The sequence below is a fragment of the Budvicia diplopodorum genome (assembly GCF_009800925.1).
Taxonomy (GTDB): domain Bacteria; phylum Pseudomonadota; class Gammaproteobacteria; order Enterobacterales; family Enterobacteriaceae; genus Budvicia; species Budvicia diplopodorum.
The window spans coordinates 123,570-138,436 of sequence record NZ_WOYF01000004.1 but is presented as its reverse complement, the minus strand read 5'-3'; the positions used below and the strand labels follow the sequence as shown (position 1 = coordinate 138,436).

Sequence of the window (14,867 nt, the reverse complement as noted above, 5' to 3'; positions counted from 1 at the left end):
AATATGTCCGGCCCTCGCGTTGCCAGCCCGGTGAACGTCGGGGGCCAAATTTCGGCATTGTTGAGGCTTTTCCCGCATTTGGCTATTTTATAGTCCACCATGACTATTTCCGCTTTATTCCCCTGTCGAAAAGGCTAGAATCAGACAATATTCAGATTTGAATAGCTAACCAATTGGTAATAGGAGTCAGGGATGTCCCAATCCGTGTTGTACCGTTCTACCGTGGGTGTAATGCCTTTCATTAGCTACCTATGCCGGAGGGGATAATTTAATGACCACCAATACCCCTTTACCCAAATCAAGCCTGATTGCCATTATTTTACTGGGGCTGCTGCAGGGCGGCTTTTTATATCTCACTCGCGATAATTACAACGATGGCGGAATGATGACTAATCCATCGTTGATACTGTTGTGTAATACGCTGTTTTTGACCCTGCCGGTTATGCTGTCGCTGTCGGTGATATCGCTAAAGGATTTCCGCGTATGGCGCGGTTTGGCGATTGTTCTGGTTATTTTGCTGATTATGGCAAGCTGGGCCAACTGGAGTTTGGACGGTGTTTATACCAGCTACCGTAGGAGCAGCATAACGGCCCACTATTATGTTTGCCTGACGGCCTTCGTATTTCTGACCGTGGCTTGGTTACAGGCTCATATTACCCAAAAAACCTGGTTTCCGAGCTATGAAGCTCTGCATGACAATCTGTGGCTGAACAGCCTTACCGTGGTGCTTACGCTTATCTTTATGGGGCTGCTCTGGGGCATTTTGAAGCTATGTGCCAGCCTTTTTAGCATGCTGGGCATTGAGTTTTTTGAGCGCCTGTTCTTTCATAGCGACCTGTTTATCTACCTTGCTAACGGTTTTATCGTCAGCATTGGTATTTTAACCGGACGTACTCAGACCCACTTTATTCAGGTTGGTCGCAACGTTCTGTCCGTCATCATTAAAGGCCTGCTGCCTTTGCTGGCGTTTATTGCGCTGATTTTTATTATCACCTTACCTTTTGTTGGCCTGAATGCATTAACGGCCAAATGGTCATCCGCTGGCCTACTGACCACCATGGTTGCGCTGTTAATCGTTTTCGTTAATGCCGTTTATCAAACCGGATTGGCCCATCCTCCGTACCCGAAAGCCATGCGCTGGTTAGTTAACGCCGCGATTCTGGTACTACCGGTATATTCACTCTTTGCGCTGTATTCGATGTGGGTTCGCGTGGCCCAATACGGCTGGACGCCGGATCGGATTGACGGTGTAATCATTATCTGCGTGGCACTGTGCTTTGCCTGCGGCTATGCCGTTGCCGTACTGCGTAGCCGCCATGACTGGTTACGGCCGTTGGGCAGTATCAACCGCATTATGTCACTGGTGATGATTGCGCTGTTGGTGCTGGTAAACTCGCCGGTGCTGGACCCGTATAGAATTAGCGTTAATAACCAAATGACCCGCCTTGAAAAAGGGGTCAGTACCTCGAAAGATCTCAATCTGGACGCATGGGGTTCTGAATATGGCCGCGTAGGTCATGAAGCGCTGTTGGCACTGAAGAATAATCCGGACTATGTCAGCGATTCCCGGCGTAAGGTCGAGCTAGAGGTGATTCTGGCTAAGGAGTCTAAGCTATACTCCTCGCTTAATCCGAATGGTGATTCCCCTGGTCAGAAGAATGATGGTAAAGATAAAGATCGCAGCCAAAGCGTTAAGTTAGTAGTAGAAAACATGCAGAAAAATATGGTGCTGGCTACCGGAACGCCGGCACTACCGGCTGAGCTGTTGAGCCTGTTTATTAATGATAATGGTGAAAACGACATCTATCAGGTCAGAGAGTGCGTGATGGATGCGCAATTCTGCGTGGCGGCCTCGGTCGATGTAAATTCTGATGGCAAGGCTGATTATCTTGTGTGCAATTTCTATCGGGCGGATTCACCAAGCTGCGTTGTATTTGTCAACAGCGTCGGGAAATGGATTGAGGCGGGCAGTATCTACAGCGTATCATCAGACGTTAAAGGCTTTGAACAGGCCCTGCGTAACGGAGAGTTTAAAGCCAAAGCCAGAACGTTCAGCGACCTTGAGGTAGGTGGACAGCGGGTGAATATTCAATATTCTATCAATGAGCCATAATATTGTTTTTAGCTGAAATAATTTCTTATTTGTTGAAGCGTAGAGCCAAGGGCTCTGCGTTTCTGTTGATCTAACTTACCGGGATTGATATGAAAATTGATTTAAACGCGATGGTGACTGAAAGCCGTAATCAGGCCAGTGAGGCGATTGACACCTTATCAACCATTGATATGTTGAAAGTGATCAACGAGGAAGATAAGAAAGTCCCTCTGGCGGTTGAACGGGTGTTACCGCAGATTGCCGCCGCCATTGATAAAATTGCTTCGGCCTTCACGCACGGTGGTCGTTTGGTTTATTGCGGAGCCGGGACTTCTGGCCGTTTGGGCATTTTGGATGCCAGTGAGTGCCCGCCAACCTACGGTACGCCGTCAGAAATGGTGATTGGGCTGATTGCTGGCGGGCATCAGGCGATCCTCAAAGCGGTGGAAAACGCTGAAGATAACCCCGCGCAAGGGGAGAGAGACCTCCGGGATTTACATTTTAACCAACGCGACGTGTTGGTTGGGATCGCCGCCAGCGGGCGTACACCCTATGTTATTGGTGCGATGAGCTATGCGAAAAGCACCGGAGCTACCGTTATTGGCCTGAGCTGCAATCCGGATAGCCCAATAAGCCGTTTGGCCGATATTGCTATTGAGCCGGTGGTCGGGCCGGAAGTGGTAACAGGCTCATCGCGAATGAAAGCCGGAACGGCTCAGAAGCTGGTGCTGAATATGCTGACTACCGGCGCGATGATTCGCATTGGTAAGGTGTACGGCAACCTGATGGTTGACGTTGAAGCGACTAACGCCAAGCTGATTCAGCGCCAGATCAATATTGTGATGCAGGCCAGCGGCTGCGATAGCCCGCGGGCAACGCAGGCATTGCAGCAGTGCGGTGGCCACTGTAAAACCGCGATTGTGATGGTTTTAGCGGATTTATCCGCCGATGAGGCCCGCAGCTTACTGGGCAAGAATAAAGGCTTTATTCGTTCAGCACTGTCATAGCGGTATATACGTTGGCTGCGCTCATCCTTGAGGCTCAATTAACGGCGCTGAATGGGTGGTTAATATGTGTGGGTGGTCAAAAAAATAGCAATAAAGTGAGTTGAGAACAGCGCGGTCTAACCCGTTGTTCTAACGCTCATTATTTTATTATTGCGGCCAGCCCTACGCCGCGAATCGGCTGTGGGCGGCCTTTCTTTACAAATCTATACTCACGCAGAGGAACGAATAGGGCAAAATACCATCCAATAACGTTAATACGGCTAATGGGGCAGAGGGTAAGCATGAAGAATTTTTATCAGGGTAGGACATAATGTCGAGTCAGTTTAATCTATTTGGTCCTTTATTAAACAAACGGTTATGTCATATTGCCATCTGTTCATTATTATTCACCTGCGGGAACGCTTTTGCGTCGCAACAATCAGATAATAAAGCCAAAAAGTCGTTATCGGATTCAATGTCTGGTTTCGCTTTGTTACGCTATCCGACTGCCCAACCGTTTAAAATAACCTCAGAATTTAATCCACACCGCGTTAATCCAGTAACCCGTAGATCCTCCCCTCATGAAGGAATAGATTTCTCAATACCCATTGGCTCTGCCGTTGTTTCAACCGGCGCAGGCGAAGTGGTTATTGCTAAATTCAGTCGTTCAGCCGGTAACTATATAGTTATCAAACACGCTGATAACTATCAGACTCAGTATATGCATCTGAGTAAGCTGCTGGTGAAGGAAGGGCAGAATATTAAACAAGGTCAGCAAATTGCGCTGTCGGGTAATTCCGGCCGTTCAACGGGCCCGCATTTGCACTATGAACTGTTAGTGAATAATAAGCCGGTTAATCCACTGGCGGCCGGTATGTCGATGGCCGAAAACTTTGATTCGAACGTTATGTTGGCCAGCCAGTCCGCAAGCCCGTTTAGTCAGGCGTCCGGGGCGTTTGGTAAAGGTGCGATTCCTAATTACCGCGTGACTAACTACACCTCAGAAAGCACCGATTATATGGATCTGGATGAATCGCCTAAGGCAACCGAGGGCAAGAAGTCTAAGCCTAAGCTGAAAGTGAAGGGTAACCAAAAAACGGTTAGTACTAGCGCTAAAACAACCACCAAAACTAACGGTAAATATAAAGTTACGGTAAATACGGCGGCTAGACAGAAAAAGGCTGAATTAGCCACTGCGTCTAACGGTAAAAAGGGCTCGGCTAAAGGCAATAAGCCACAACCATCAGGTTCTTTTCAGGCACTTAGCGCCAGCGTCGGTGATTTTCAACCAAACGATTTTAATGCCCGCCTATCGGGCGGCGGTGTTAATTACACTAAACGAAGCGCGAAATAGCAGTTGCTGACGTAAAACACGACGTCACGATAGACGAGTTTTCTCTCATTCCTCAAGCTCATAGTGGGTACTTCGCCCACCGGCCGCTCCTAATCTTATTATTCCGTATTCCACCATTTTCTATCGTTCATATTCGTCGCAATATTTGCGTAGAATATGGAATGTAATCTCCGCATTCTCGATATTCAGCATTGATAAGCCATCGCACAAGTTTCGTCCGTCAGGAGCGCTGCGCCTGACTAAGCCTTGGCGCACCGGCCGAACAAGAGGGGATGGGCCAACCCCCTCTTGTATCTCCGCGGCCTCGCTACAAACGTTGACCGCAGCGTTGCTGCGGCAGCCTCAGTCAGCGAAAAGGCTTAACGCACCGGCGCAGAGTCGTTCTCGACTCCGCTGCGCCTCGTCCCGCATCCTGCGGGCCGTGCTGCCTTTTAGCTTCTTTTGGCAACGTTTGTCATGCTCGTGGGGGGGCAACGGCGAAGGTCAAAACATAGGGCGAAGGTCAAAAGGCAAATACTGGTGAATCTCAATTCGCAAAAACATAAGAACATCCGCCATTTCGTTGAAAAACGGGGTCTAGTCCTTGAACTTAGTTTTGGCCCTTTAATAGACGATCTCCACCTTCAGCTGTCGGCTATCCGCCCGGCCGTGGTCATCTACGGCTCTGATGCGGTAGCTGCCGCTGGTCGTTGGCCGCCACTCGATTGAGGTTTTACTGGCTGAATTTCCCAGATAGATATCATCAACAAACCAATAGACAGTTTTGGCATCGGCGTCAGTGGTGGCGCTGAAAATAACCGGGTCATCCCGCAGTTTTGGATTGCGCAAGGTATAGGTGGTGTTGCGCAATGGTGAAGTGATGCGCGGTGGCGTGCCGGTAGTGAGCATTGCGCTATCTTTGCAGTGTGCGGCGTTTGGCGGCGTGCGTTTTGGCAATCCGGCTAGAGCAAATACCTCGGCTAAATCTGACGGCCAAAACTCAAAAACTTCGGTTTTGACCCGATCCGCTTGATAAGGCGGGCAGGCAACCTGACCGGTCTGTTTATCAACCACGATCGGGCGATAGACCGTATCAACTTTGATCGGTGACTTACCCGGTATAAACCACGTCTTACCAATCCGCTGGCACCAAGGCGTTGGTAAATCGCCGCTGGCTAGGCAAATGTCAACCCGCTTTATATTCTCCGGACGGCTACGTTTAGGCTCCTGCAGCCCCTGGTCGTTGGCTTGAATGCTATCAATAATGTTGAAGAACAGCGGTGCGGCGGCATCGGCACCGACAAAGGCATTGTTGCCTTTGCCGTCAAAATTACCCTGCCAGACGATCAATACGTACGGGCCGAAAATGCCAGCGCTCCATGCGTCACGAAACCCCCATGAGGTGCCGGTTTTCCAGTAAACCGGAAGCTGGCTGGAACGCTGTGCCAGCGTATCTCCGGGGCGGCGATGCTGGCTCAGCATATCCAGCGTAATAAAACTGGCCTCGTTGCTGAGCAAGCGGATCGGCGCGGGGTCGGAGCCCGAGCGTTCCATCTTCAGCGGCCTGAGTTCGCCGCGGTTTGCCAGCATGGCATACAGGCGTGCCAGTTCTTGAGCGGTAACCTCGCCGCCGCCCAAGATCAGCGACAGGCCATAGTGTTTTTCGCTGGCCATATTGGCAATACCGGCAAGCTGTAGAAACTGATACAGATTTGGCTGCTTAAGGCGGGAAGAGATATACACGGCTGGAATATTGCGGCTGTAGTTCAGCGCATCGGTGGCTGAAACCGGCCCCAAAAAGCGGCGGTCGAAATTCTCTGGCGCGTAAGCACCAAACGATGAAGGCACGTCTTTTAGTACCGTCATCGGATGTAGCAAACCCTGTTCCAGCCCTAAGGCAAAAATAAACGGTTTGAGAGTTGAGCCGGGAGAGCGCTTGGCGTCGGTGCCGTTAACCTGCCCCTGTATTTGATGATTATAATAATCAGCCGAACCCACCATCGCTCGTATGCCCATATCGCGGGTATCAACCAGCAGTACGGCGGCGTTGTTAATTCCCTTATAGCCGTTTCGTTGGATAAACGCGTTTACCTGAGTTTCGACCTGCTGCTGCAGGTTTTTATCCAGCGTGGTGGTGACTACCGGCTGACCAATGGCCTGTTGCTGTTTGTCTTGCTGAATTTGCTCAATAAAGTGAGGGGCGATAAACGGCATTTTTTCCGGCTGGCGTAAGGTCAGCGGAAGCTGAAACAGCGCCGCCATATTGCCGTCTTGTGGGTAACGCTCCAGCCAGCGCGCATACAGCTGATTGCGGGCTTTGGATAGCGCAGGGCTTACCACGCCGGTTTTAGCATCGATCCGATAGCTAGGCGACTGTGGTAGTACTGCCAGCGTTAAGGCTTCCGGCAGCGTGAGGTCTTGCGGTTTTTTATTAAAGTAGATCAGGCTGGCAGCGCCGATACTCTCGATATTACGGCCATAGGGCGCGTAGTTGAGATAGGCTTCCAGAATGTCGCGTTTGGAGTAGCTCAGTTCCAGCTGCACGGCGCGCAAAATTTGAACCGATTTACCGCTAAGGGTTTTGGTATTGAGCCGCCAGTGCATCCGCGCCAACTGCATGGTCAGCGTGGAACCACCCTGTTGGCGGTCACCGCCCACATAGCTTACCCAAAAGCCACGCACTAAGCTGTAAAGATTGAATCCGGGATGGTAATAAAACCAACGATCTTCATGCAGTTGGATCCCGTTAATTACGGTGGAGGGAATATCGTCTAGGCGGGTCCATGTACGATAGCGATCGTCATTAGCCAGTGAAAAACGCAACAGGCTACCGTGGCGATCGTAGTAAGTAGTCGAAAGAGGGAGGCCCTGAGATAATGGCGGATGAGGCCATAATCGAAAGCCAATGCATAACAGCGCCAGCAGAAATAGCGCCATCAGTAGGTTTTGGATATGCCGCTTTAAAGCTGTCGGCTTAGTCAGCCTGTAGATAGCGCTGGCGAGCCGACCCTCATTTTGCTTCGCTAAGTGGTCCAAAGTAGGTTGGTTACCTTGCTACTTAGTGGCAGGGAGGCGAATACGTTTCGCTCTCTTTAGCCGTGGGCGCTTCGACCATTATGCTACCGCCGCCCGCTGACATAGCCTGAATCTCACGGTCATACATTGCTTCGGCGTAGGCCGGCGGAATGGTAAAGGTACCGGCATTGGTTGGTTTTATCTGGTAGATAAACTCCTGCACGCTGTCGGTTGCCCGCCCATAGATAACCACCCGATCTTCACGGATATCGGTATATTCAGGATTGAGGCTGGAGCCGTCAACCATCAGCGGATTCCAGTGACTTTCAAGATCGTCTCCGCTGTCGTCTTGTTGGCTCTCTTCACCTTCATTTCGAGCCTGCGGCTGCGTTTGCTGTACCACTTCAAAACCGCCGGGCAGCAGGTCAACGATGGCCAGATTGTCCTGACCTTCTTTCGAGTTGGAGCGAATTTTTAGATGAACGTTAATCTTCTGGCCTAAGGCAATTTGTGACACGACCGCACCGGATTCATCGGTGTATTCGCGGGCGATCTCCAAACCTTTAGAAATAGCCTGTTTCGGCGGATTAGCGTCGTAGCCCGATTGAGTCATCACGTACCACGCCGGTGTCGGCATCGCGTTATTGAAGGTGATTTCTTTGGTATCCTTCGTGAAATTAGCGTTAGCCACTAGCCCGGACAGGGATGAAATCAGCCGTGGCTGAGCGCCTTTTGCTGAACCGGTTTCGGTTATCGTCAGGCCGTTTTGATCTTTATGCTGCTCCGCAACCATACTGGAGTAGCCGTTCAGCGCCAGAATACTCATGGCAGAAGATAGGGTGGTATAGCGCTGAGCCTTCAGGCTAAGCACCATGTTTTCCAGCGCCTGCGGTGGAATATCCTGCGCTTTCTGCGGGAAGTGGCGAACGATCAGATATATCCGGGTACTGTCCAGAACCAGCGGATCCAGATACTCATGGCTCCACCATGCTTTATCGTAAGCCTTGCTAAGCTCGGCCCAGGTCGGTTTCAGCATCTCGTCGGCTTGTTTATCCATCTTCAGCATTTTGTATGATGAAGCCAGATACAGCGCGCTGAGATCCTGTTGCCAGACATTGGGGTAGTTAGCCTGCAGGCGGCTCTGTACCGAGGCCAACATATTGGTGGTGATTTCGCCCTGACGGGTCAGTAAATAGACGGAAAAGGCCCGTAAACGCAGGTCGTACAGACTGCGTCGGCTATCTGACGTGGCCAGCTTACGCAGGTAGTCGTTGGCTGACTTTAACAGAGGTTCAGATACCGGATAGTTCTGCTCTTTGGCTTCCAGCAAGAACTGGACCACGTACGGTGTAATAAACGGATCGGGGGCCTGAGTAGACTGCCACATGCCAATGGCACCTTCGCTATTCTGGCGCGACAGCAGGGTGGTTACAATGTTCTTAACCTGCTCTCTGGCCTGTGCGTCGTTCAGTTCGCTGGCTATTTCCTGATGCTGTTGAAACAACAGAGGAATGCTCCGGCTGACGATTTGCTCCGAACAGGAGTAGGGGTAATCGGATAAGTATTTGGCCAAACCGTTACTCAGAATCATCGGTGAGTGAGATAACACCGCGTTGCGCCGAGCGTAGTCAGGGAACATTTGGCGAATATTGTCGATATTCTGCTGCTTACCGTCCATGCGGCCCATAACTGATTGGGTGCGGAACGGCATAGCAGGGCGCACTGACAGGCTGACGGTACGCTGCGCCGATTTATCTCGGTAGCTGGTTTTCACCGTTACGGGAGCATTTCCGAGAGCGTTGAGCGCTTTCAGGCGAAATGTCACCATGCCTTCTTGCTTCTCCGCCAGCGAAATCAGGCGTTCTGGTTCACCCATCACCTGCAACTGCGCCGGTGGTGTCAGCGTGACGAGCAGCTCGGCTTTTTCACCGTTAAGCGTTGTCAGGCTGTTGGCGACGCTAACCGACACGTCGAATTCATCACCCGGCGATACGCTAGTCGGCAGGTTAGGCGTGAGAATAAAGTCATCCCGCACCGTGGTCGACGTTTGGTAATGGCCAATGCGATCCGGCGTAACGGAGATAGCCATAACCCGGATTTTACCGTTGAAATAGTCAGGTACCGGATAGTCAAAGGTAGCCTCACCGTTAACGTCGGTAATGCCAGACCAGTAGGCGACCGGTTTATCGGTTTTGCGTTTAAATGGATTCAAATGCAGGCTCAGGCTTTCTCCCGCATCGCCGCCCGGAGCCGATGTTAAAGACATAATCTTGCTGAATTCAGGCAGGATCAGGTCAAGGATCTGGGCGCTTTGAACGCTCAGCTCACGCTTGCGGAAGAAGTAGTCCAGCGGGTCGTTAAGGTGATAACGGGCAACCTGAAGGATACCTTCGTCTACGGCAAACACCGCAACCCGCTGCGGGCCGTGAGTCGTAACCTTGATTGGCAGGGTTTGCCCCGGTTTAATCAGCGCTGGCGAACTGAGGCTTATCTTAGCCTGACGTGCATCGTTACTGATTTTAAACGGCATAACGCCATAGCTCAGCGGGCTCATAAAGATTTCGTCGGAGTTCAGGTCGCGGATAAACTGCACGTTAACGTAGCCGTTACCTTCCATTCCTGCCGGTATTTTGATCTTCTGAACTGAGCTGGTGGTATTTGAATGGAACCACTGCCAGCTGTAGACTTTATCCCGTTCGATGGTAATGATACCGCTGCCGGCATAAGGGGCATTGATGGCCACTTCAATCTCGTCGTTCGCCTGATACTCTGGTTTATTGAGCTTCAGCTTTAGCTCGGCGTTGCGATCTAAGGACCGCGATACGTTTGCGTTACCGGCAACGCTATAGTTTATTCGATTGAGAACCTGCCCTTTAGCGTTTTTGATTTGCAGAATAAAGTTGCCCGGCCTGTCGGTCGCCAGTTTCAGATCGGAACCTGTCGGCAGAATAGTCAGCGGTCGTTCTGATATAAGGCTTTCTTTCAGCTTTGACTGATATTTATAGCTGCCGGAAGGCTGTTTAGTCAGCACTGACAGGTAGGTTTGCTCAAGCAGCGACAGCGTCAGGTCCGGTAGCTCAAGCTTGGCCAGCGAAGGATCGACGGCAATTATGCTTAAGTGCCTTTCCGCATGGTGATTGATGTAGTCGATATCGCCATCCGCCTTGACCCCAACCAGATAGTCATAAGGTGAAACGATAACTCTGGCTGCCGCAGTAACCGAGCGGCCGCTGCCGGTTTCAAAGGCTTCCGAGATAAGCTGTAGCTGGTAAGTGGCATCGGCATAGGCACCGATATCCAGCTTAATTTCAGCCAGTCCGTTTTGGTCAGTGGTTTGGTCTTCCAGATCGGTTTCAAACCCGTCTTGATTATTGCGGTTCTCATAGAACTGATAGTCAGGGTATTGAGTAAAGCTCGGATATATCGGGCGTAAGGTTAGTTTAGATGCCACGCGGCGATCCTGCGCCGGGGTACCAAACAGGTTTTGTACGTCGATATTGGCTTTCAGTTCCTGAGGCTTAACCCAACCCTGTTGGCGATCGGGCGTCAGCGTTAGCGACACTTTCAGTTTGTCGGGCTCAAACTCTTTTACCTTAACCGTGGTGCTGCCAAGCAGCAACGGCGCGCCGTTGGATTCGTTGCTATTTTGTAGATACAGATAAACCGACCAGTCACCGGTAGGTGCGTTTTCACCGGTGGTGTAGCTCAGTTCGTTAAAGCCAGAATTATCCAGCGTTAGCGCCACGGTGCTCATCACGGTGCCGCGCGGATCCTGAATCTCTGCCTTTAGCGGAATGCCGGTTAACGAGGTTTTCCAGTCCGCCGGGCGGGTAATCAGGCCAACGTTGAAGGTATCGCCCGGGCGATATATCCCCCGATCTGAGAACAGATAGCTGCTCAACGTGCGTGGATCGGTTGGGTTCACTTCGCCGTAAATATCAAAGCGTGAAAAGTCTAGAGTACGGTCATAGTCGTTATTGGTTGGCAGGAAGGAAACGTCACCCTCTTTTTCAATCAGGAACATGACCGGTGAACGTTCATTGATAAACGCCGCCAGCGACGGGAAGCTGGCATGACCGTCTGCGCCGGTAGTGCGGATAAACAGCACCGAGCCATTTTTGGCAATAACCGAAACCTTAGCGCTCTGAACCGGCGTGCCGCTATGGATCGACTGTACGAAGATATCCCTAGAGCCGTCCAGCGAGCGCTTTGCCATAATCCCCAAGTCAGTAATCACAACAAAGCGGGAATCGGTGACGTTTTCACTATCGGATTCGGACTCGGCCACGGCGTCAGGATCGTTGCCGTCGTAGCTATCGTCATTATTATTGGCTTTTTCGCCGTTGGCCGGATCCCAGCCGGACAGGGTCAGCAAGAAAATTCCCCGGCGAGCGTTGGGATCTTTGCTCAAATAGCGGGAGAGATCGATACCCTGATAGGCCAAGTCTTCCGGCTTATCGTTGTCTAGCTTGGTCTTATACTGGAAGCGTTCGGTAAAATAGCTGTCGTCTAACCGATTGAAGTCAACGGCGGTAAAGGTATTATTCTTAAAGCTGACCACGTGCTGTAGCTGGCTTGGAATCACCCGTTTGATATCCAGTAATAGCCCCGGCTGATTGCGGTTCACCACGGTGATCTGTTTTTCACCCTTCATCGAAAGCAATGAACCTTCAGACATGAAGCGCAGCACCTTCGGATAATCGGGCACGGTGACAACCCGGTACTCTTTGTTCTTTAGCTTATAGCCACCGGCGGAGGTTAGGGTATCTGCCACTTCGACCAATAGATAGCGATAAGCCGGTGCGTTAAAGCTAAAGCTAAACAGCGGCTGATTATCCTGTTCTGCATCGTTGATGGTTAACGCCAGCGGCGTTGACTGCGACCTCACTTTTTCATCAATGTTGCTCATCGACCAACGATAGAAGTCATTTTCTGTCTGAGGTGAGGCTTGCGCATCGGCATTCGGGTTATGCTGAGGTAACAGCCAGGCTTTAACCGCCTTTTGAATCTCTTTTTGGTTAACCGCATCGCTGGTGGATATTAGTAGCGCTTTCTGGCCTTTATTGGTTTCTGACTCAGCCAGTACGCTTTCGATATCGTTTAGCTCTAGGCTATATAAACCGGGAATATTAACGATATTATCGCGAATGGACTGGGTTTGATTAGCCGCCACAACGGCTTTCACCCCTTTGCCGATAGACAGCCTAATCTGGCCGGGATTATCGGGTAGCGCTAACGGTTGGGAATGAACCCAAGCTTCAGTTTTTTTATCATTATAAATAATAGAATATTTAAGCGGCTGGCTTGGCAGCAGCGACATAGTGATTTGCTTTTCAAAGCTCAGCACGTCGACCGGTGCGTTGAACTTGACCGAGAAGATAGCGCTTTTTTGCTGTGGGTTTCTCGGGTCCTGATAGAACTCTGTTTTGCTCAGGTTGATATCAAACGGCGCGGTAGTAAAAGCTAGCTCGATACTATTCAGTTTGATTTGCGGTGCTACCAGCGTAGCCGCATCGAGATTTACCTGATATTTTTCACCCATTGGGAAGGCTTTTTTCGCCGTAAAGACCAGCAGACTGGCGCTTTCCCATTTCCATTCACCGTCAATGGCCGGCGTCATGGTAATACCCCGATCGATTGTTTTACCGACCAGCGCAATCGGCGCTGAAGAGTTAGAGAAATAAAGCGCTACGCGCTGCGGCTGCTCGGTGCCGTAGTCTAGCGCCGCAGGGCCTTGAATTTGCACGTTGGTTTGCTGATAAACCATCGGTGCAGCTTCGATTGGTTTAGGGCGGTTAAGGTACCAATGATACCCGTAGAACGAAGCACCGGCAGCAGCGATTGATAAGATCAGGCCAATGAGTATGCCAACCGGGTGCTTATTTATCCAACGCTCGGTGGCCTGAATGCCGTTGCCAATGATATGACGAACTTTCACTGACCAGCCCGGAGCCTGCCAGTTAGCCCGACCGATTAATGGCCGAAGAAGAGCCGCAAGCAGACCGAAAATAAAGCAGATAAACCAATAAGCAGCGCGCAGAAGCGTTAAGGGCAGGCGAAGTATAAACCGTAGTAAATCCATATTAATAATCCTTCAAATTCTGGCGAATGCTTATCGTGCGCTGGCGGGGTAATCAGGCTTTATTATCCCGAGTCCATTTTTAGGGATAAAAGCAGGTTAATTTTACATCAAAATACAGGTATTCAGAAGCGATGTGGGAAATATAAATAAGCGATGCGCCTAAGTTGAATATAGCCTTGAGAGGCCTTATGTCAGGGGCTAACTAAGCTCGTGAATATCACCTTGAATCTCTACCATATTAAGAAAAACATCTCTGACCGGATGGCTGAATCTAGGGTTCCAGCATAGGCCTATACTCCAGCTCGCGTGTTCGCCGGTCAGGTCGATAATATCGATAGTTTCTGGTGCAATATGAATCGCGCTGCGTTGCACTATGGCGGCACCCATTCCACTGGCAACCAGCGCTAGTAAGGTTTGAGTATCACTGACGTATTGAATAACGTTTGGCACTACGTGCTGGGCAGTAAGATACTTCTCTATCTGGCGAGAAAATCCCGGGCAGCTCTCGGGTGTAATCTGGATATACGAAAGTTTATCTAAATGCCTGGAATAGCCACCTTTGCTGATTCCTGAGTCGGTATACAAATGCGAGTTTACCACCAGAACCAAATTATCTTTTAGCAGGGTTATCGATTTTAGATCCGCATGAATAGGATAACGGAGGAATGCAAGCTGTAGACGGTTTGTCAGTAATCCTTCAGTATGCTTAGCGGATGTCATATCGTCCAGCGTAATGGTTACGTTGGGGTACTGTTTCTTGAACTGGGCCGTCAGCATCGATGCCATTTTAATGCTGGATAATCCGTACCCGATGCCAATATGGCCAGAGACTTGCCGGACAAGGTTTCCTGCGTACTGCTTAAACTCTTTGGCTTGCAATACTAAAGCGTAGGCCTTCTCATAAAGTTCTTGTCCGAACGGGGTTAATTGGGCACCCTGACGACCACGGTTGAATAGCGGAGCGCCTAAGCTTTGCTCTAGCGCTTTAATTTGCTTGGTCAACGCTGGCTGCGTAATAAATAATTTGACCGAAGCCTCTCTATAACTCAGCGACTCGGCTAGCGTAACAAAGGCTTGCAGTTGGCGTAGTTCCATGGTTCGATTCCAATTGGTTATCACCTAAATATAATTATTCATTATAAATAACGATACTACTTTGCTGTAATTCAGTTACAGCATATTGATAATATATCTATTTATAGCGTAATAAGGAGAATATATGAATAGTGTCAACTATATATTTTTAATTAGGAATGGCATCATTGTACCTCAGTCTCTGGAAGATGAGCATTGTGGAGGAATAATTAATAGCTTAATGTCTCAGGGGTTTTCTTTGTCAGACTTTAACACGGAGTCACC

The 14,867-nt window shown here is 50.1% G+C and carries 6 protein-coding genes; 3 read left to right on the top strand and 3 right to left on the bottom strand.

Annotation, left to right across the window (positions count from 1 at the left end; genetic code table 11):
• Positions 1-271: 271 nt before the first annotated feature.
• From GVI43_RS06120 to GVI43_RS06110, 3 genes are all read left to right on the top strand, one after another.
• The gene (locus tag GVI43_RS06120; protein WP_159565975.1) at positions 272-2,113 is read left to right on the top strand and encodes a DUF4153 domain-containing protein; all 1,842 of its coding nucleotides are present in this window, start codon (positions 272-274) and stop codon (positions 2,111-2,113) included.
• Positions 2,114-2,202: 89 nt separating this feature from the next.
• A complete protein-coding gene (murQ, locus tag GVI43_RS06115) occupies positions 2,203-3,099 on the top strand; it encodes an N-acetylmuramic acid 6-phosphate etherase (protein ID WP_159565974.1) in 897 nt (298 codons plus the stop codon).
• Positions 3,100-3,553: 454 nt separating this feature from the next.
• Positions 3,554-4,432, top strand: coding sequence for a peptidoglycan DD-metalloendopeptidase family protein (locus GVI43_RS06110; RefSeq protein WP_246201537.1), 879 nt, complete (start codon positions 3,554-3,556; stop codon positions 4,430-4,432).
• Between the two features lie 603 nt (positions 4,433-5,035).
• On the opposite strand, the gene pbpC is transcribed toward GVI43_RS06110, so the two are convergent.
• From pbpC to GVI43_RS06095, 3 genes are all read right to left on the bottom strand, one after another.
• Positions 5,036-7,348, bottom strand: coding sequence for a penicillin-binding protein 1C (pbpC, locus tag GVI43_RS06105; RefSeq protein WP_159566068.1), 2,313 nt, complete (start codon positions 7,346-7,348; stop codon positions 5,036-5,038).
• 121 nt (positions 7,349-7,469) lie between these two features.
• On the bottom strand, positions 7,470-13,508 hold the full coding sequence (locus tag GVI43_RS06100) for an alpha-2-macroglobulin family protein (RefSeq protein ID WP_159565972.1): 6,039 nt from the start codon (positions 13,506-13,508) through the stop codon (positions 7,470-7,472).
• A gap of 198 nt (positions 13,509-13,706) precedes the next feature.
• Positions 13,707-14,603, bottom strand: a complete 897-nt coding sequence (locus GVI43_RS06095) for a LysR family transcriptional regulator (protein ID WP_159565971.1) — start codon at positions 14,601-14,603, stop codon at positions 13,707-13,709.
• Positions 14,604-14,867: the final 264 nt, after the last annotated feature.

Excerpts from the sequence above, each read along its gene's own strand:
- GVI43_RS06120 (WP_159565975.1), top strand. The coding sequence starts at position 272 with ATGACCACCAATACCCCTTTACCCAAATCAAGCCTGATTGCCATTATT.
- murQ (WP_159565974.1), top strand. The coding sequence starts at position 2,203 with ATGAAAATTGATTTAAACGCGATGGTGACTGAAAGCCGTAATCAGGCC.
- GVI43_RS06110 (WP_246201537.1), top strand. The coding sequence starts at position 3,554 with ATGTCTGGTTTCGCTTTGTTACGCTATCCGACTGCCCAACCGTTTAAA.
- pbpC (WP_159566068.1), bottom strand. The coding sequence starts at position 7,348 with ATGGCGCTATTTCTGCTGGCGCTGTTATGCATTGGCTTTCGATTATGG.
- GVI43_RS06100 (WP_159565972.1), bottom strand. The coding sequence starts at position 13,508 with ATGGATTTACTACGGTTTATACTTCGCCTGCCCTTAACGCTTCTGCGC.
- GVI43_RS06095 (WP_159565971.1), bottom strand. The coding sequence starts at position 14,603 with ATGGAACTACGCCAACTGCAAGCCTTTGTTACGCTAGCCGAGTCGCTG.